The 18178-nt window shown below is 68.6% G+C and carries 13 protein-coding genes; 7 read left to right on the top strand and 6 right to left on the bottom strand.

What is annotated here, in order from left to right:
* Nucleotides 1–238: 238 nt before the first annotated feature.
* The 5 genes from U5771_RS27825 (at nt 239) to U5771_RS27805 (ending at nt 6842) form a co-directional block, all read left to right on the top strand.
* Nucleotides 239–1252, top strand: a complete 1014-nt coding sequence (locus tag U5771_RS27825) for a putative 2-aminoethylphosphonate ABC transporter substrate-binding protein (RefSeq protein WP_415859440.1) — start codon at nt 239–241, stop codon at nt 1250–1252.
* A gap of 111 nt (nt 1253–1363) precedes the next feature.
* Complete coding sequence (locus U5771_RS27820; protein ID WP_322026956.1) at nt 1364–2446, top strand: putative 2-aminoethylphosphonate ABC transporter ATP-binding protein; 1083 nt, start codon at nt 1364–1366, stop codon at nt 2444–2446.
* A complete protein-coding gene (locus U5771_RS27815) occupies nt 2443–4170 on the top strand; it encodes a putative 2-aminoethylphosphonate ABC transporter permease subunit (RefSeq protein ID WP_322026955.1) in 1728 nt (575 codons plus the stop codon). The genes U5771_RS27820 and U5771_RS27815 overlap by 4 nt, the downstream gene beginning before the upstream one ends.
* 48 nt (nt 4171–4218) lie before the next feature.
* Nucleotides 4219–5349 (top strand): 2-aminoethylphosphonate--pyruvate transaminase, encoded by a 1131-nt coding sequence (locus U5771_RS27810; protein ID WP_322026954.1) that lies wholly within the window; start codon nt 4219–4221, stop codon nt 5347–5349.
* 104 nt (nt 5350–5453) lie between these two features.
* Nucleotides 5454–6842 carry an FAD-dependent oxidoreductase gene (locus U5771_RS27805; protein ID WP_322026953.1) on the top strand — a complete coding sequence of 463 codons (1389 nt, stop codon included), beginning with the start codon at nt 5454–5456 and terminating at the stop codon, nt 6840–6842.
* A 92-nt stretch (nt 6843–6934) separates the two neighbouring features.
* Here the strand turns inward: U5771_RS27805 and U5771_RS27800 are convergent, their stop codons facing one another.
* Both U5771_RS27800 and U5771_RS27795 read right to left on the bottom strand, forming a co-directional pair.
* On the bottom strand, nt 6935–7663 hold the full coding sequence (locus U5771_RS27800; RefSeq protein WP_322026952.1) for a phosphonate utilization associated transcriptional regulator: 729 nt from the start codon (nt 7661–7663) through the stop codon (nt 6935–6937).
* 194 nt (nt 7664–7857) lie between these two features.
* A complete protein-coding gene (locus U5771_RS27795; RefSeq protein ID WP_322026951.1) occupies nt 7858–10029 on the bottom strand; it encodes a phosphocholine-specific phospholipase C in 2172 nt (723 codons plus the stop codon).
* 238 nt (nt 10030–10267) lie between these two features.
* On the opposite strand from U5771_RS27795, the gene U5771_RS27790 reads away from it, so the two are divergent.
* Nucleotides 10268–11176 carry a LysR family transcriptional regulator gene (locus U5771_RS27790; RefSeq protein ID WP_322026950.1) on the top strand — a complete coding sequence of 303 codons (909 nt, stop codon included), beginning with the start codon at nt 10268–10270 and terminating at the stop codon, nt 11174–11176.
* A 141-nt stretch (nt 11177–11317) separates the two neighbouring features.
* Here the strand turns inward: U5771_RS27790 and U5771_RS27785 are convergent, their stop codons facing one another.
* The gene (locus tag U5771_RS27785; protein WP_322026949.1) at nt 11318–12958 is read right to left on the bottom strand and encodes an L-lactate permease; all 1641 of its coding nucleotides are present in this window, start codon (nt 12956–12958) and stop codon (nt 11318–11320) included.
* Nucleotides 12959–13372: 414 nt separating this feature from the next.
* On the opposite strand from U5771_RS27785, the gene U5771_RS27780 reads away from it, so the two are divergent.
* Nucleotides 13373–13684 carry a DUF4148 domain-containing protein gene (locus U5771_RS27780; protein ID WP_322026948.1) on the top strand — a complete coding sequence of 104 codons (312 nt, stop codon included), beginning with the start codon at nt 13373–13375 and terminating at the stop codon, nt 13682–13684.
* Nucleotides 13685–13794: 110 nt separating this feature from the next.
* Here U5771_RS27780 and gshA read toward each other — a convergent pair whose 3' ends face one another.
* The 3 genes from gshA to ada form a co-directional block, all read right to left on the bottom strand.
* Nucleotides 13795–15408, bottom strand: coding sequence for a glutamate--cysteine ligase (gene gshA, locus U5771_RS27775; protein ID WP_322026947.1), 1614 nt, complete (start codon nt 15406–15408; stop codon nt 13795–13797).
* Between the two features lie 477 nt (nt 15409–15885).
* Nucleotides 15886–16860, bottom strand: a complete 975-nt coding sequence (locus U5771_RS27770; protein ID WP_322026946.1) for a DNA-3-methyladenine glycosylase family protein — start codon at nt 16858–16860, stop codon at nt 15886–15888.
* Complete coding sequence (gene ada / locus U5771_RS27765; protein ID WP_322026945.1) at nt 16857–17948, bottom strand: bifunctional DNA-binding transcriptional regulator/O6-methylguanine-DNA methyltransferase Ada; 1092 nt, start codon at nt 17946–17948, stop codon at nt 16857–16859. Before ada ends, U5771_RS27770 begins: the two co-directional genes overlap by 4 nt.
* Nucleotides 17949–18178: the final 230 nt, after the last annotated feature.

The following is an 18178-nucleotide window of genomic DNA, read 5'->3' as shown; positions in this document are numbered from 1 at the left end:
CTTTCGGTTCGAAGGGGGTTGAGCTGTCGGCGCCCGCGCCGCGCCGAGGAGGTGTTTTCCATGCTTGACATTAAAATTGATGATTTGTAGATTGTCAACAACATGCAGAGAACAGAAAGCAAATGACGGAAGCACGAGGAAGTATGAAGAGGGCTGGTCTCCACGCATCCGCCGCGTGCCGCGGCGCCACAGTCAAGGGGTCTGAAGATGAACGAAGTGCCGGTACACAAGCGTTTCAATGCATGGGCGACGGGCGCGGCGCGTGTCGCGCTGGCCGCCGCGGTCGCGCTCGGCGCCGCACGCGAAGACGTCGCTGCTCGTCTACACCGCGCTGGAAGACGAGGCGATGAAGCCCTACAAGGACGCATTCGAGAAGGCGAACCCCGATATCGAGATCCGCTGGGTGCGCGACTCGACCGGCTCGGTCACCGCGAAGCTGCTCGCGGAGAAGAACAACCCGCGCGCGGACGTCGTGCTCGGCCTCGCCGCGTCGAGCCTCACGCTGCTCGACCTGCAGGGGATGCTGATGCCGTATTCGCCGAAGGGCTTCGACCAGCTCACGCGCAAGTACAGCGACGCGAACACGCCGCCGCACTGGGTCGGCATGGACGTGTGGGGCGCGACGATCTGCTACAACCGCGTCGCCGCGCAGGCGAAGAACATTCCGAAGCCGACCTCGTGGGAAGACCTGACGAAGCCGGTCTACAAGGGCGCGATCGTGATGCCGAGCCCGGTGTCGTCGGGCACCGGCTATCTCGACGTCACGGCGTGGCTGCAGACCTTCGGCGACGACCGTGGCTGGAAGTTCATGGACGCGCTCGACAAGAACGTCGCGCAGTACGTGCACTCGGGTTCGAAGCCGTGCACGCTCGCCGGCACCGGCGAATTCCCGATCGGCATCTCGTTCGAGTTCCGCGGCCACGAACTGCAGGCGCAGGGCGCGCCGATCGACCTGGTGTTCCCGAAGGAAGGGCTCGGCTGGGACATGGAAGGCACGGCGATCATGAAGACGACCAAGCAGCCCGACGCCGCGAAGAAGCTCGCCGACTTCATGGCGAGCAAGGACGCGAACGAGATCACCGCGCGCTGGTGGGCGATCGTCGCGTACCCGGGCGTCGCGCGCAAGCTGGCCGGCATCCCCGACAACTACGCGGACATGCTCGTGAAGAACGACTTCGTGTGGTCCGCGAAGAACCGCCAGTCGATCCTCGATACCTGGCAGAAGCGCTACGGGGCGAAGGCACAGCAATAACCCGGCAATAGCGCCGCAACCGGCGGCGGGGCCGCGCCACGCGCCGCCCCGCATCCCTTTTCTTCGTCGTATCCGGCCCGCTTTCGGGCCGCCCTCAGCGTGGAGGCGTGCATGGCACCCTATCTGAGCGTAGAACGCATCGAAAAGCGGTACAACGACACACAGGTCCTCACCGACATCAACCTGAGCGTGATGAAGGGCGAGATGATCTGCTTCCTGGGGCCGTCCGGCTGCGGGAAAACCACGCTGCTGCGGATCATCGCGGGGCTCGAGGCGCAAAGCGCCGGCCACATCATGCAGGACGGCCGCGACATCTCGCGGCTGCCGCCGCAACTGCGCGACTACGGGATCGTGTTCCAGTCGTACGCGCTGTTTCCGAACCTCACCGTCTACGACAACGTCGCGTACGGGCTCGTGAACCGCAGGATGAAGCGCGACGCGATCCACGAGCGCGTGCATACGCTGCTCGCGCTGGTCGGCCTGCCCGACAGCCATCGCAAGCATCCGGGCCAGCTGTCCGGCGGACAGCAGCAGCGCATCGCGCTGGCGCGCGCGCTCGCGACGTCGCCCGGCCTGCTGCTGCTCGACGAGCCGCTGTCGGCGCTCGACGCGCGCGTGCGCGTGCGGCTGCGCCAGGAGATCCGCGCGCTGCAGCAGCGGCTCGGCGTGACGACGATCATGGTCACGCACGACCAGGAAGAAGCGTTGTCGATGGCCGACCGGATCGTCGTGATGAACCACGGCGTGATCGAGCAGATCGGCACGCCGCTCGAAATCTACCGCCAGCCCGCATCGCCGTTCGTCGCGGACTTCATCGGCCGCGTCAACACGATCCCCGCCGAAGTCGCGCAGGACGGCACGCTGCGCGCGGGCGGCGTCGGCTTCGACTGCCGCCATGGCACCGCCCAGGGCGCGGCCGTGTCGGTCTACGTGCGGCCCGAGGACCTGCGCATCCGCGTGCCGGGCGAGACGGCCGACAACCTGCTGGCCGGCCGCGTCGAGAAGCTCGAATTCCTCGGCGCGTTCTGCCGCGTGAGCTTCCGGATCGACGGGCTCGACGGCCAGGAGATCGTCGCCGACCTGTCGTATCACGACGTCGACCGCACCGGCGTGCAGGCCGGCGCGCGTATCGATCTCGCGCTCGATCGCGAGCATGTCCGCGTGTTCCCGAGCGCGAAGGAGCGACTGCAATGAGCACCGTCCTGACCGAACGCCGCCGCAGCGCGGCCGCCCCCGCCGACGTGCGGCAGCTCACGCACTGGCACGACCGCATCGCGCAGCTCGCGCTCGTCGCGATGGCCGCGCTGATGTCGCTGTTCCTGCTGCTGCCGCTCGCGCTCGTCGTGCAGAAATGCTTCGTCGACGCGGACGGCCGTTTCGTCGGCGCGCACAACTTCGTCGAGTATCTCGAGGACAGCGGCGTGCTGCGCTCGATGCTCCATTCGCTGACGGTCGGCGCGCTCGTCACGATGATCGTCGTGCCGATGGCGTTCACGTTCGCGTATGCGCTGACGCGCTCGTGCATGCCGCTGAAGAACGCCGCGCGCACGATCGCACTGCTGCCGCTGCTCGCGCCGACGCTGCTGTCGGCCGTGTCGTTCATCTACTGGTTCGGCAACGCGGGGCTGCTCAAGCCGCTGCTGCACGGCCATTCGATCTACGGGCTGCCGGGCATCGTGCTGAGCATGGTGTACGCATCGTTCCCGCACGTGCTGATGATCCTCGTGACCGCGCTGTCGCTCGCGGACGGCCGGCTCTACGAGGCCGCCGACGCGATGGGCACGAGCCGCACGCGCAAGTTCTTCACGATCACGCTGCCCGGCGCGAAGTACGGGCTGATCAGCGCGACGATGGTGGCGTTCACGATGTGCATCAACGACTTCGGCGTGCCGGTGGTGATCGGCGGTTCGTACAACGTGCTGTCGACCGACATCTACAAGCTGATCATCGGGCTGCAGGACTTCAACCGCAGCGCGGTCGTGAGCCTGATGCTGCTGTGCCCCGCCCTCGTCGCGTTCGGCGTCGACTTCTTCATCCGCCGCCGCCAGCAGTCGCAGCTCGGCGCGCGCTCGACGCCGTACCAGCCGAAGCCGTCGCGCGGCTTCGACGCCGCGATGCTCGCGTACTGCGCATTGGTGTGCGCGTTCTTCATCGCGGTGGTCGGCATCTCGGTGTTCGCGTCGTTCGTGAAGTTCTGGCCGTACCAGATGAGCCTCGGGCTGCAGCACTACCGGATGGGGCTGATCGGGGCCGGCATCTTCGACGCGTACAAGAACAGCCTGCGGATGGCCGCGACGGTCGCGCTCGGCGGCACCGTCGTCGTGTTCGGCGGCGCCTACCTGATCGAGAAGACCCGCGGCGCACGCTGGCTGCGCGGCTTCATCAGCCTGTGCGCGATTTTGCCGATGGGCGTGCCCGGCCTCGTGCTCGGCATCAGCTACATCTTCCTGTTCAACGCGCCCGGCAATCCGCTGAACGGGCTGTACGGGTCGCTGTGGCTGCTCGCGATCGTCACGGTCGTCCACTACTACGCGTCGAGCCACCTGACCGCCGTCACCGCGCTGCGGCAGATCGACAGCGAGTTCGAGGCCGTGTCGGCGTCGCTGAAGGTGCCGTTCTACAAGACCTTCCTGCGCGTGACCGTGCCCGTGTGCCTGCCCGCGATCCTGCTGATCGCGCGCTACCTGTTCGTCAACGGGATGACGACGGTCTCCGCCGTCGCGTTCCTGTACTCGCCGGACACGCAGCCCGCCTCCGTCGCGATCCTGAACCTCGACGACGCGGGCCAGATGGGCCCGGCCGCCGCGATGGCGACGCTCGTGCTCGCGACCTCGTCGTTCGCCTGCGTGCTGTTCGCCTGCATCTCGTATCGCCTGTTGCGCCGCACGCAGGCCTGGCGCGCCCCGCATCGCCGCTGATCCTTTCGCCGCATTCACGTGACGTCCCGACTTCACCAAGGAGACACCATGACGCTCGCCACCCAGCCCATCCTGCTCACCCCCGGCCCCCTGACGACCTCGGACCGCACGCGCGACGCGATGCTGCGCGACTGGGGTTCGTGGGACAGCGACTTCAACGCGATCACCGCGCGGCTGCGCGAACGGCTGCTGCAGATCGTGCACGGCGCAGGCACGCACGAATGCGTGCCGCTGCAGGGCAGCGGCACGTTCTCGGTCGAAGCGGCGATCGGCACGCTCGTGCCGCGCGACGGCCACGTGCTCGTGCCGAACAACGGCGCGTACTGCCAGCGCCTGGCGAAGATCTGCCGCGTGCTCGGCCGCACGCTCACGACGATCGACTACAGCGAGGATCGCCGCGTCGATCCGGCCGACGTCGAGCGCGCGCTCGCCGCCGATCCGACCATCACGCACGTCGCGCTCGTGCACTGCGAAACCGGCGCCGGCGTGCTGAACCCGCTGCACGACGTCGCGCAGGTCGTCGCGAAACACGGCCGCGGGCTGATCGTCGACGCGATGAGTTCGTTCGGCGCGATCGACATCGACGCGCGCACGACGCCGTTCGACGCGGTGATCGCGGCATCCGGCAAGTGTCTCGAAGGCGTGCCGGGACTCGGCTTCGTGATCGCGAAGCGCACCACGCTCGAGCGCTGCGAAGGCAACAGCCATTCGCTCGCGATGGACCTGTACGACCAGTGGGTCTACATGCAGCGCACGACGCAATGGCGCTTCACGCCGCCGACGCACGTGGTCGCGGCGCTCGACGCGGCCGTCGCGCAATACGTCGACGAAGGCGGGCTCGCCGCGCGCGGCGGCCGCTACCAGCGCAACACTCGCGCGCTGATCGACGGGATGCGCGCGCTCGGCTTTCGGCCGTTCCTCGATCCGGCGATCCAGGCGCCGATCATCGTCACGTTCCATGCGCCGGACGATCCGAACTACGACTTCAAGCGGTTTTATCAGGAGGTCAAAAAGCGCGGCTACATTCTGTATCCGGGCAAGCTGACGGAAGTCGACACGTTCCGCGTCGGCTGCATCGGCCACTTCGGCGAAGCCGGCATTCCGGGCGCGGTCGCCGCGATCGCCGACACGCTGAAGGCAATGGGCGTGCGCCGCGTGTCCGCCGAAGCGGCGGCCTGACGCGACGCGTCCTGCCGCACCGCCGCGCGTCGCCGTGCGGCGGTTTCGTTTTCTTTTCCCGCCGTGCGCGGCACGGCGCCCGACCCTTACCGGCACGACATCCGATGCGACCCTTCTGGATCGAACAAGCACTCTTCAACGACGGCGATCTCGCCCCCGCGCTGCAGGGCGCGACGCAGGCCGACGTCTGTATCGTCGGCGGCGGCTTCACGGGGCTCTGGACCGCGATCCAGGCGAAGCAGCAGAACCCGGCACTCGACATCGCGATACTCGAGGCCGACCTGTGCGGTGCCGGCGCGAGCGGGCGCAACGGCGGGTGCCTGCTCACGTGGTCCGCGAAATTCCTGACGCTGCGCCGCCTGTTCGGCGAAGCCGAGGCGATCCGGCTCGTGAAGGCGTCGGAGGCGGCCGTCCAGCACATCGCCGACTTCTGCCGTGCGCATCGCATCGATGCCGAGCTACGGCTCGACGGCACGCTGTACACCGCGACGTCGCGCGCGCAAGTCGGCACGCTCGCGCCGGTGCTCGACGCGCTCGCCGCGTGCGGCATCCACAGCTACGAGCCGCTGCCGGCCGCCGAAGTCGCGCGCCGTTCGGGCTCCGCGCGCAATCTCGACGGCGTGTACTCGCCGATCGCCGCGACCGTGCACCCGGGCAAGCTCGTGCGCGGGCTGCGCCGCGTCGCATGCGACATGGGGATCCGGATCTACGAGCGCACGCCGCTCGTCGACTTCACGCCGGGGCAGCCGGCCGTCGTGCGCACGCCGTCCGGCAGCGTGCGGGCGGGCAAGCTGGTGTTCGCGATCAACGCGTGGATGGCGAGCCGCTTCCCGCAGTTCGAACGCACGATTGCGGTCGTGTCGAGCGATATGGTCATCACCGAGAAATGCCCGGAACTGCTCGAGCGGACCGGGCTCGTCGATGGCGTGTCGGTACTCGATTCGCGGATCTTCGTGTACTACTACCGCACGACCGCCGACGGCCGGCTGATGCTCGGCAAGGGCGGCAACACGTTCTCGTGGCGCAGCCGCATCGCGCCGGTGTTCGACCGGCGCTCGCCGTACGAGGCGCAGCTCACGCAGAGCCTGCGCGAATTCTTCCCGTCGCTCGCGGGCGTGCCGGTCACCGCGAGCTGGAACGGCCCGTCGGACCGCTCGGTGACCGGCTTCCCGTTCTTCGGCCGTCTCGACGACGCGCCGAACGTGTTCTACGGCTTCGGCTATTCGGGCAACGGCGTCGGGCCGACCTACATGGGCGGACAGATCCTGTCGTCGCTGGTGCTCGGCCTCGACAACGCGTGGACGCGCAGCCCGATCGTGCGCGGCCCGCTCGGCCATTTCCCGCCGGAGCCGCTCCGCTATGTGGGCGCGCACGTCGTGCGCAATGCGATCCGCCGCAAGGAGCGTGCGGAGGACGAGAGCCGGCGCCCGGCGCTGGTCGACACGTGGCTCGCGAAATTCGCGAGCGCGGCAGGCAAGGCCGACAAGGCGTGACGACGCGTTGACCTGACGACGTCGCGATCCAACGAAAAAGGGACGCTGCGAAGCGTCCCTTGGCTTTTGGCGAAACGGCCCGTGCGGCCGGGTTACACGCGCGCGGCTTTCTCGCGCGCCGCCTTGCCCGTCGCGGGCAGCCCCTGCTCGTGCGTGCGGCGCATCCGCGCGAGGCCATGCGCGACGTGCTCGCGCACCAGTGCGACGGCCTTCTCCTCGTCGCCGCCCGCGAGCGCCTGCACGATCTTGTCGTGCTCGGCCGCCGACACCGCGATCGCATCCTCCTCGGCCTCGATCGCGGCCTGGCGCAGCAGCCCGAGCTGGCGCACGAGCCGGCGGTAGGTATCGGTGAGGTGCGTATTGCCGACGCCGACCACCATCGCGTCGTGGAACTGCACGTTCAGCTCGGTGTAGCGCGTGACATCGTGCGTCTTGGCGGCGTCCTTCATCGACTGGATGATGCCCTTCAGCACCTTCAGCGTGTCGGGCGAAATGCGCTTCGCGAGCGCGCGCGCGACCGACTCGTCGAGCATCGCGCGCACCTCGTAGATCTCCTCGGCCTCGCGCAGCGGCACGATGCGCACCGTCACGCCGCGGTTCTTCTCGTTGCGCAGCAGCCCGGCCTGCTCGAGCGCGCGGAATGCTTCCCGCACGGGGCCGCGCGACACGTTCAGCTTGGTCGCGATATCGACTTCGTTGAGTTTCTCGCCCGGCGCATATTCGCCGGAGACGATCGCGCGCTCGAGCATGTCCTGGACAATCATCGCGAGCGACTGGCTTTGCAGGAGTTCGATGGCGTTGAGCGCGTTCGGGACAGTCATGGTCGGGCAGGCAGCGAAGCCGCGGAAGAAAACGAGGGCGCCATGTCGGCGAATGATCGTTATATACCCTCGGCCCGATATATTGTCAACAGTTTTCAGTTTCCAAAAAACGATGCCACGTGCCGGAATGCAACCGGCAGGCGGCATCGCGCGGCCGGCGTGAGCACGCCGGACCGCACGACACGGGCCAGTCGTCAGGCCGTCTGCTTGACCGGCCCCGGATCGCTCTGGCTCGGCCGGCCCGTCTCGACGTGGCCCGCGAAGCGGCGCACGACCTTGTCGTCGCCGCCGCGCAGCGTCGTCGCGGTGATCGTCAGATCGTACCAGCCGTGGCTCGACGACAGCTCGAAGTGATCCTCGATGCGCTCGCCCGGCTCCAGCGTGTAGCTGCGCGCCTGCGCATGGCTGTATGCGTTGTCGACGACCACGCGGCACGCCGCACGGCCGCTGTTGCGCAGTTGCAGGTACACGTGGCGGTTGCGCACGTCGTAGCCGATCTTCGCTTCCGGGTTCGCGTGGCGGCCGTCCGCGGCCAGCCGCGTGTTGCCCTGGAATTCGCTCAGATAGCCGTTCGGGCCGTAGGCGGCGAGATGGTAGTCGCCGCGCGCGGCCGACGTGCTCCAGGTATCGGCGAAGCGGTCGTGCGCGGACACCGCATAGCGGCGCGGCGGCGTCGCCGGATTGCGGCGGTCGTACACGTAGAACGCGGCGCCTGCGTCACCCGAGTTCGCGAAATCGAGCGACACGCTGTCGTCGCGGCCGTTCACGCGGGCATGCACGAACAGCTCGTACGGCAGCGCCCGCGCCGGACGCGTGCCGGGCTCCTGCGCCGGCATCGACTGCTGCGCGGGCACCTGGTACGCCTGGCCGGCCGTCGCGATGTGCTGCGGCACCGTGAAGCTCACCGTGCGCGTATCGGGCCGCGCGGAGAAGTCGAACGCCGACGTGAGGTCGCCGCAGATCGACCGGCGCCACGCGCTGATGTTCGGCTCCATCACGCCGAAGCGCGCTTCGAGGAAACGCAGCACCGACGTGTGGTCGAACGTCTCCGAGCAGACCCAGCCGCCCTTCGTCCACGGCGAGATGATGATCAGCGGCACGCGCGGCCCCAGGCCGATCGGCTGGATGCCGCCCGGGTCCGCGCCCGGCACCAGCGGGCTCATCTCGCCCGGGTACTTGTTCAGGTCGAGCAGCTCGTCGCCGAGGTTCGACAGCAGGTTCGGCGACACGATGCCCTGGCCGCCCACGCCGCTCGTGACCGGCGGCACCGGCGGCACGACGTGGTCGAACAGCCCGTCGTTCTCGTCGTAATTGAGGATGAACACCGTCTTCGCCCACACCTCGGGGTTCGACGTCAGCGCCTCGAGCACCGTGTTGATGTAGAACGCGCCGTCGGTCGGCGACGCCTGCGGGTGCTCGCTGTACTTGTACGGCGACACGATCCACGACACCTGCGGCAACCGGTTCGCCTGCACGTCGGCCTTCAGCTCGGCGAGCGTGTGGTCCGACGCGCCCTTGTCGACCAGCGGGCCGCTCGCGCCTTCCTTCACCTGGAAGCGCTTGAAGAACATCAGCGAGTTGTCGGTGTAGTTGTCGGTCGGGTCGCCCGGGATGCCCGTGCCGCCCTGGTACAGCTTCCAGCTGATCTTCGCGTTCTCGAGGCGTTCCGCGTAGGTCGTCCACGTGTAGCCGTTCAGGTTGTTGCGCTCGCCGATGCCGGGGCCGTTCGGCTGCGTGCCGTAGACGTTGCGCGAGTCGATCGTGCCGGTCCACAGGTAGATGCGGTTCGGCGCCGTATCGGCGTGCGCGGAGCAGAAGTACGAATCGCAGATCGTGAACGCGTCGGCGAGCGCGTAGTGGTACGTGAGGTCCTGGCGCCTCAGGTAGCCCATCGTCAGCACGTCCTGCTTCTGGTTCACCCACTGGTCCCACTGGCCGTTGTTCCAGGACAGGTGGCCGCTGCTCCAGCCGTGGTTGGTGCCCGGCTGGAATTCGGTCGTCTGCTTCGGGTCGAGGTAGAACGGCAGCACGTACGGCGCGGACGGGTCGAGCCCGCGCGAGTGGTAGTTCTTCGTGAACACCGACGCCGGCGGCTGCTGCCACACCGGCGCGCCGCTCGGCAGCAGGTGCGGGCGCGGGTCGTTGAAGCCGCGCACGCCGCGCAGCCCGCCGAAGTAATGGTCGAACGAGCGGTTTTCCTGCATGAAGATCACGACGTGTTCGACGTCGCGGATCGTGCCGGTGCGATAGGCGGCCGGCATCGCGAGCGCCTTGCGGATCGCGGGCGGGAAGCCGGCGTAGGCGGCCATCGCACCGGCCGACTGGGCGGCGAGGCGCAGGAAATCGCGTCGATTGGTGGCGGACATGAAGAGGATCCTGTGGGTCGATGAGTGTCGGTAAGGTGGCGCCGGTCGAGCGGGGCCGGCGGTCGGTGCGTTGCCGCTATTACTCCGCACCGGCATGTCCCGGCCGTGACCGGTTCCAGCAGGTTTCTTGCGGTCACCCCCAGCTTTTTTTCGAAGCGGCGCACGACGCGCCTTTCATGTTGCCGACACACGCATGCGCTACGCTGACGCGCGATGAAGAGGGGGGAGAAGCCGAGTCGTGTTCGATCAGCTGAAGGCGTTCCACGCGACCGTCCGGCAGGGCAGCATCACGCGCGCCGCGCGCCACCTGGGCGTGAGCCAGCCGACGATCGCCGCGCAGATCCGGCAGGTCGAGCAGCTGTACGGCGTCGAGCTGTTCTATCGCAGCGGCCGCAAGCTCGAGGTCACCGAGACCGGTATCGAGCTGCTGCCGCTCGTCGAGAAGATGATCGCGCTCGAGGCGCAGGCCGACCTCATGCTGCGCAACGTCGGCGGCCTGTTCGAAGGACACCTGCGGATCGGCGCGACGGGGCCGTACTACATCATGGACGCGGTCGGCCGCTTCTCGAACGCGCATCCGTCGATCGCGCTCACGTGCCGGATCGGCAATTCCGAGGAAATCCTGCAGGCGCTGCATGAGTTCCGCATCGACCTCGCGGTGTCGTCGCAGCGCAATGACGCGGACGGCCTCGAACGCAAGGTGATCTCGACCGATCCGCTCGTGCTGGTCGTGCATCGCGACCATCCGCTCGCACGCTTCGACGCGATCGACGCCGCGCAACTCGCCGACGTGCGGCTCTTGATTCGCGAGGAAGGGTCGGTCACGCGCCGCTGCACGGAGACGATCCTCGCGACGGCCGGGGTCGCGGCCACGTCGGCCGCCGAGATCGGCAGCCGCGAAGCGATCCGCGAGGCGATCCTGCATGGCGTGGGCGGAAGCCTGTTTCCGCGCGGCGAGGCCGAGCGTCACCCGGACCTGCGCGTCGTCGCGCTGCGCGGCGTCGACACGACGATCGACGAATACGTGTACTACCTGAAGGCGCGCCGCCAGAGCCCGGCGATCGATGCGTTCCTCGCGTGCATCGTGCCGACGCAGACCGCGACGCACGACGCAACGCACACGACGCGGCAGGTGAACGCGCGCTGAGCCGCCGCGCGTTCACCGGTTACGCGTCCTTCCCTGCACGTCCCCGCACTTCCCGTTGCTTTTCCGGCGCTATTCCAGCACTTTTCCCGCGCCTTCCCTCGTTGTTTTCCTCGTGCCTTCCTTCTCGCTTCCCGCCGTGCGTTACTTCGGCAGCGCGGGGATCATCCACGTCAGCACGTGCTGCTGCAGGAACACGAGCACGCCGAGCAGCAGCGTGAGGATCACGCTGTGCCAGAAGGTGCGCGCGAACACGACGCCTTCCTGCCCCTTCAGGTCGGTCGTCGACACGCCCGTCGCGATGTTCTGCGGCGAGATCATCTTGCCCATCACGCCGCCCGACGAGTTGGTCGCGGCCATCAGCACCGGATCGAGGCCGAGCTGCCGCGCGGCGACCACCTGCAGGTTGCCGAACAGCGCATTGCCGGACGTGTCGCTGCCGGACAGGAACACCGCGATCCAGCCGAGCGACGCCGACACGAGCGGGAACAGCGCGCCGGTCGACGCGACGCCGGTGCCGAGCGTGTAGCTGATTCCCGAGTAGTTCAGCAGGTACGCGAGCCCGACGATCATCATCACCGTGATGATCGCGATCCAGGTCTGCCGCCACGTCTTGACCACGCATTCGAAGAACGCGCCGACGCCGGTGCGCGTGAGCATGGCCGTGATGATCGCCGACAGGAGGATCGCGGTGCCGGTGCCGAGCGGCTGGAAGTCCCAGATCGCCGCATACGGCTTGTGATACAGCGACACGAACACCGTGTTGTGCAGGCCCGGCCACTTGATCTTCACGTCGCCGATCGCCGCGACGTTCGCGTGCACCCAGACGATCACGATCACCGAAACGACGATCCACGGCAGCCACCCGCCGAAGCCCGCGCGCGCGGCGCCCGCCGTGGCGGGCATGCTGCGCGCGAGCGCGTATTGCGGATCGGGCTGCGGCTTCCACACCTGCAGGAAGCCGATCGTGACGATCAGCGACGTGAGCGACGACAGCACGTCGGTGAGCTGGTAGCCGAGGAAGTTCGACGTGACGAACTGCGCGATCGCGAAGCTGCCGCCCGACACGAGCAGCGCGGGCCACAGCTTCGAGATCGAGCGCAGGCCGCCGTACGCGCCGACCACGTAGAACGGCAGCAGCAGCGCAAAGAACGGCAGTTGCCGGCCGACCATCGCGCCGAGCGTCGCGGGCGGCAGCGACGTGACCGCGCCGAGCACGGTGATCGGCACGCCGAGCGCGCCGAACGCAACCGGTGCCGTGTTGAACAGCAGCGTGTAGGTGAGCGCTTCGAGCGCGGGGAAGCCGAGCGCGATCAGGAGCGCGCTGGTGATCGCGACCGGCGTGCCGAACCCGGAAATCCCTTCGAGCAGACAGCCGAACGAGAACGCGACGACGAGCAGCACGAGGCGGCGGTCGTCGGGCAGGTTGTCGAGCATCCACTGCCGGAACTGGTCGAAGCGGCCCGACTTCACCGCGATGTTGTACAGCAGCAAGGCGTTGAACACGATCCACATCACCGGCACGACCGCGAGCGCCATGCCGGCGCCGACCGCGTTGAACGCGAGGCCGGCCGGCATGCCCCACGCGCCGATCGCGACCGCGAGGCCGGCGACGAGGCCGGCGAGCGACGCCTGCCACGCCGGCCGGCGCAGCACGCCGAGCGCGATCAGCGCGATCGCGATCGGGATCACGGCGACGAGGAACGACAGGAACAGCGAGTTGGCGACGGGCGTCAACGGCTGCGCGAACAGGATGCCGGGCGGCAGGGCGGCGGTGGGATTCATCGTGTCTCGTGTCTCCGTTGTCGACCGGAGTGAGCGCTTTGGCGGTGACTCCGGTCCCATATCGAACGTGCGTTCCACGGCAGCGAAAATCGCCCGACGCTTGCGCATGCAACCATGCCGCGGCGCCAACCGATCGGTCGCTTAAAAAAGGTTAGGAGGCGCATCGCGCTTGCACAAGGGGGGGCAAGCCCGATGCGCGCGGCGCCGGTACGCAGCCTCCGCCGCACGCCGAATGGCGGCTGGCGCCCCGCTGACGCGCACGCCAGCAAGCCGCCGGCGCAATGTTGCTCAGGCGACAAAGGTGACTGACGACGAGCGGGGTGTTTCGTTTGGCGTCCGAAGCCTAGACTGGCTGCATCGATTCCGCCCGCGCCGACAAAGACGCGGCTCCGGATACCTCACGGAGCAAACACGATGAAGACCATGAAACTTGCGGCGTGCACGTTACTGCTGCTCGGCTCGGCTGTCGCCGCGCAGGCCCAGGCCGCGTCGACGCTGACGCGCGCGGACGTTCGCCAGGAACTCGTGGAACTGCAGGCCGCCGGTTACCGGACGAGTCTCGCCAGCAGTCCCGACTTTCCGCAAAACATGCAGGCGATCATGCAGCGTGCCGCGCAGGCGCGCGGCGATGCGGCCGGCTACGGCAGCGACGGCCATGCGAATGGGGAATCGGGGAAGCCGGCGCTGCCGCACGTGGTCGATCGCGACACGTACGCGCATCACTGAAGCCGGTGCAACCGGGCCGCGCGCGTGAACGCGCCACCGGCCGGTCCGCAGCCGGTCCGCAGCCGGCCTGCCCGCCGCGCGATATGTAGCGGGCAGCGGGCTGCCGGCGGTCAAACGCTGAAGCGGTTCAGCGTATACGCACGATAGGCCGCGACGAACGCGTCGAACGATCCGGCCTCCTTCGTTTCCAGCTCGGCCTGCTCGGCCAGCGACTTCGCCGCGAGCGCCTGCTCGGTGCGCATCGTCTCCGCCGAAGGCGGGTTCGCACGGAAGTGCGCGGCATGCGCTTCGCTGTGCGCGAGCGCGAACGCAAGGAACGACTGTCCGTTCTCGCGCATCTCGCGCAGCACGCGCGCCGACGGCGTGCGCTCCGGATCGGCGAGCTTCTCGCGCTGCGCGGCGATCGCACGCGCATGCTCGTCTCCGCCGCGAATCTCGTCGAGACGGCGCCCGACGGTCTCGATATCGGCCATCAGGTCGTCCGCCCAGGCCTGCAGCGTGACCGGCTGACCGTCGCGCGTCAGCGTGAGCCCCGGCTTGCGCCCGTCCATCGTCACGCTGCCGAAGTTTGCATTCGCTTCCTTGTACGCGTCGCAGTCGAGCACGGGGCTCTCGTCGAGCGCGCAGGCGAGCAGGAACGCGTCGATGAAGCGCGCGGTCTCCAGCGCGATGCCGGTCGGCTCGAACGGATCGATGTCGAGGCAGCGCACTTCGATGTACTGCACGCCGCGCGACGCGAGCGCATGCAGCGGACGCTCGCCCGAATACGTGACGCGCTTCGGCCGGATCGTCGAGTAGAACTCGTTCTCGATCTGCAGCACGTTCGTGTTGATCTGGATCCACTCGCCGTCGCGATGCGTGCCGATCGCCTCGTACGGCGGATACGCCTCGCTCACGGCCTTCGACAGCGCGTCGAGATAGCCGGGCAGCGTGTTGTAGTCGACGTGCAGCGCGGCCTGCGCGGTCGTGTTCGAATAGCCGAGGTCGCTCATCCGCAGGCTCGTCGCATACGGCCGGTACAGCGTATCGGCATCGAACGCGTCGAGCTTGTGCGGCTTGCCGCGCAGGAATTTCGCGTCGAGCGCGGGCGATGCGCCGAACAGGTACATCAGGAGCCAGCTGCGGCGGCGGAAGTTGCGGATCTGCGCGAGATAGCGCTCCGACTGGTAGTCGACCAGCGTGGCCGTCGAGCCCTCTTCCGCATGCAGGCGCCGCCACACTTCCTCGTGCTGCGAGTAGTTGTAGTGAATGCCGGCGATGCACTGCATCGTGCGACCGTAGCGATACGCGAGGCCGCGGCGGTACACCGTCTTCAGGCGGCCGATGTTCGACGTGCCGTAGTCGGCGATCGGAATTTCATCGTCGGCCGGCAGCAGGCCCGGCATCGAGTCGTTCCACAGCATCTCGTCGCCGAGCGACGCATACACGTAGCGGTGCAGATCGTCGAGACGTTCGAGCGTGATCGACGCGTCGGCTTCCGCCGGCGTGATCAGTTCGATCAGCGCTTCGGAATAGTCGGTCGTCAATGCCGGGTGCGTGAGTGCCGAACCGAGCGCGCGCGGATGCGGCGTAAACGCGATCATCCCGTCGCGCGTCACGCGCAGGCTTTCCTTTTCGATGCCGCGCAGGCCGTCGGGCAGATGCTGCCGCGTCGGGCCCGAGCTCAGCGCTTCGAGACGATTCAGCAGCAGTTCGGACTGGCGGTGAGTCATGGTGTTCGACATGGAGACGCAAGTGCGTGACGGCCGCGCGCAGGATGCCGCACGGCCGGCTGGATTATTGGTCGCTTCGTTGGTAGCGGGCACTTTAACATCTCGCCGTCACACGCGCTTGAGGTGGCGCCGGGCGGTGCGCGCCGGCCGTGGCGGGCCGCCGGGCGGGCCGATGCCGATGATCGCCCCGCGCGCGGCCGACCGCCGTCGGCACCGCCGAACGCGACGATCACGCGACATTCGTCGGAAGGAACGTGAACCGTGCACGCAACGGTGCGGCCGGGTGCAACCCGTTCAACCGGACCCGCGATGCATCACCGTCGCGGTCGAGCCGACCATACGCAGGGGGCGACCGACGCCGGAGCGGCTTGATCGCCGTCAAGCGTCTCAACCGTGAGGACGACCGACCGATCGCTGCCGGCCCCGCGCCCTTTGCGGGTTGCAGCGCGGCCCTGCCCGGTCGCACCCACTGGCAAACGACGGCGACCGTCATCCGCCGCGCGCGCCGCCGGCCCGGTCCGCCACGTCGTTCCACAGATGCAGCGCCGCATACGCGCGCCACGGCCGCCAGCCTTCGGTGCGGCGTTTCTGGCTCGCGAGCCGGTCGAGCGACGGATCGCGCGCGGCGATCGACTGCATCAGCACGAGATCGGACGCCGGCCAGGCGTCCGGGTCGCGCCACGCACGCATCGCGATGTATTCGACGGTCCACGGGCCGATGCCGGGCAGGTCGAGCCACGCGCTACGCAGCGTCTCGAGGTCCGCCTGTGCGGGATCGAGCGGCACGTGGCCGGCCGCCACCGCGCGCGCCACGCCCGTCAGCGCCGCGGCCCGCTTGCCGGGCATTCCGATTTTCTCCAGATCGCAGGCGGCGAGCGCGTCCGGCGTCGGAAAACGCCAGGCGGGCACACCGTCCGGCGCCGCCATGCCGTCGTCGTGCGCGACGCGCTCGCCGGCCCGCTGGACGAGCCGGCCGACGATGGTCGTCGCCGCCTTCACGCTCACCTGCTGGCCGACGATCGCGCGCACCGCGAGTTCGAATCCCGACCAGGCGCCCGGCACACGCAGCCCCGGCGCGGCCTCGACGAGCGGCGCGAACCACGGGTCGCAAGCGAGCCCGCCGCCGATCGCGGCCGGGTCGGCGCCGAGGTCGAACATCGACGCGACGCGGCGCGCGAAGGCGTCGTCGACATGCCGCGCGGCCGCCCCGTCGACCGTCGCGATCAGGCAATGCCGGCGCGGATGCTTCGTGACGGTGAGCCGGCCTGCGTCGCCGTGCAGGTCGACGATACGGCGATACACGCCGTCGACGACCTGTTCGACACCCGGAATCGCGCGTCCGCTGAAGAAGCGCAGCACGCGCACCCAGTCGTACGGCGCCTTGAAGCGCAGCGCCATCTGCGCGGACGGCGGCACCTGGCCGCCGCCCTCGATCTGCACAATCGTGGTTTGTTCGATGCTCAAACTGCGTTGCCCTCCGCAACGGCTTCGGTTTCATCGTCGCGCACATGGCGCGCCTCGGACGCGAGCAGCGTCGCCTTGCGGCGCACGCCCCAGCGATATCCGGCGAGCGCGCCGCCCTTCTGCACGACACGGTGGCACGGGATCGCGAGCGCGACCGGGTTCGACGCGCAGGCCGATGCAACGGCCCGCACCGCACGCGGAGAGCCGAGTGCCTCGGCGATCTCCGAGTAGCTGCGCGTTTCGCCGTACGGGATGTGCGTCAGCGCTTCCCAGACGCGCTGCTGGAACGCGGTCGGCGCGATGTCGAGCGGCAGGTCGAACGCGTGCCGCGTGCCGTCCAGGTAGGCAAGGATCTGCGCGACGAACGGCGCGAGCCGCGACGGCGCTTCGACCAGCTCGGCACGCGCGAACGCATCCTTCAGTTCGCCGACGAGCGACGCCGGCGCGTCGCCGAACGCGATCCGGCAGATGCCCTGTTCGGTCGCGGCGACGAGCACCGTGCCGAGCGGCGTCGACGCGGTCGCATAGTCGATCCGCAGGCCGGCCCCCTGGCGACGGAACGCGGACGGCGCCATCCCCAGTTCGCGCGGCACCGATGCGTAGAGCCGCGACGGCGAATTGAAACCCGCGTCGACGGCCGCCTGCGTGACCGGCTGCCCGCTTTGCAGCGCCTCGCGCAAGGCGGCGCCGCGCTGCGCGGCCTGGTACTGCCGCGGCGACACGCCGACCACGCGCTTGAACAGCCGCTGCAGGTGGAACGGGCTCACGTGCACGGCGTCGCTCAGCTGCTGCAGCGTGAGCCGCTCCGGATGCGCGTCGAGCACCGCGCACGCACGATTGACGATCTCGAGCTCGCGCGGCAGACCTTCCGGCTGGCAGCGCTTGCACGGACGAAAACCGGCCGCGCGCGCGTCGGCCGAACTGCCAAAGAAGGACACATGCTCGCGCCGCGGCAGCCGCGACGCGCAGCTCGGGCGGCAGAACACGCCGGTCGTGCGCACGGCATAGAAGAACGCGCCGTCCGCCTGCGGATCGCGGGCGGTCACGGCGCCCCAGCGGGCATCGTCGGTCGGATAGGCGGTTTTCATCTGAACCTCGCACTCTCTAGTGTAGATGGTGCCTACTCTAGACATCGGCACGGGCCGTCGCGCCCTGAATCTTGCTCTGTGATTCGCGCCGGCGAAACCGGGGGCGCATCGCAATCGCAATCGCAACCGCAACCGCAATCAATCGGACGAAAAACCGCGCGAGCGCTGCTGCGACGCCGCCGCAGTCATCATCCCGTCACCATTTTGCTGCACTGCGGCTGCGACAAATC

The organism is Burkholderia sp. BCC1977 (assembly GCF_905339595.1).
Lineage (GTDB): Bacteria > Pseudomonadota > Gammaproteobacteria > Burkholderiales > Burkholderiaceae > Burkholderia.
The sequence above is the reverse complement of the archived record's forward strand: the minus strand, read 5'-3'. Positions and strand labels throughout refer to the sequence as shown.

Excerpts from the sequence above, each read along its gene's own strand:
- U5771_RS27805 (WP_322026953.1), top strand. The coding sequence starts at position 5,454 with ATGCGACCCTTCTGGATCGAACAAGCACTCTTCAACGACGGCGATCTC.
- U5771_RS27825 (WP_415859440.1), top strand. The coding sequence starts at position 239 with ATGCATGGGCGACGGGCGCGGCGCGTGTCGCGCTGGCCGCCGCGGTCG.
- U5771_RS27820 (WP_322026956.1), top strand. The coding sequence starts at position 1,364 with ATGGCACCCTATCTGAGCGTAGAACGCATCGAAAAGCGGTACAACGAC.
- ada (WP_322026945.1), bottom strand. The coding sequence starts at position 17,948 with ATGAAAACCGCCTATCCGACCGACGATGCCCGCTGGGGCGCCGTGACC.
- U5771_RS27785 (WP_322026949.1), bottom strand. The coding sequence starts at position 12,958 with ATGAATCCCACCGCCGCCCTGCCGCCCGGCATCCTGTTCGCGCAGCCG.
- gshA (WP_322026947.1), bottom strand. The coding sequence starts at position 15,408 with ATGTCGAACACCATGACTCACCGCCAGTCCGAACTGCTGCTGAATCGT.
- U5771_RS27810 (WP_322026954.1), top strand. The coding sequence starts at position 4,219 with ATGACGCTCGCCACCCAGCCCATCCTGCTCACCCCCGGCCCCCTGACG.
- U5771_RS27815 (WP_322026955.1), top strand. The coding sequence starts at position 2,443 with ATGAGCACCGTCCTGACCGAACGCCGCCGCAGCGCGGCCGCCCCCGCC.
- U5771_RS27780 (WP_322026948.1), top strand. The coding sequence starts at position 13,373 with ATGAAGACCATGAAACTTGCGGCGTGCACGTTACTGCTGCTCGGCTCG.
- U5771_RS27800 (WP_322026952.1), bottom strand. The coding sequence starts at position 7,663 with ATGACTGTCCCGAACGCGCTCAACGCCATCGAACTCCTGCAAAGCCAG.
- U5771_RS27795 (WP_322026951.1), bottom strand. The coding sequence starts at position 10,029 with ATGTCCGCCACCAATCGACGCGATTTCCTGCGCCTCGCCGCCCAGTCG.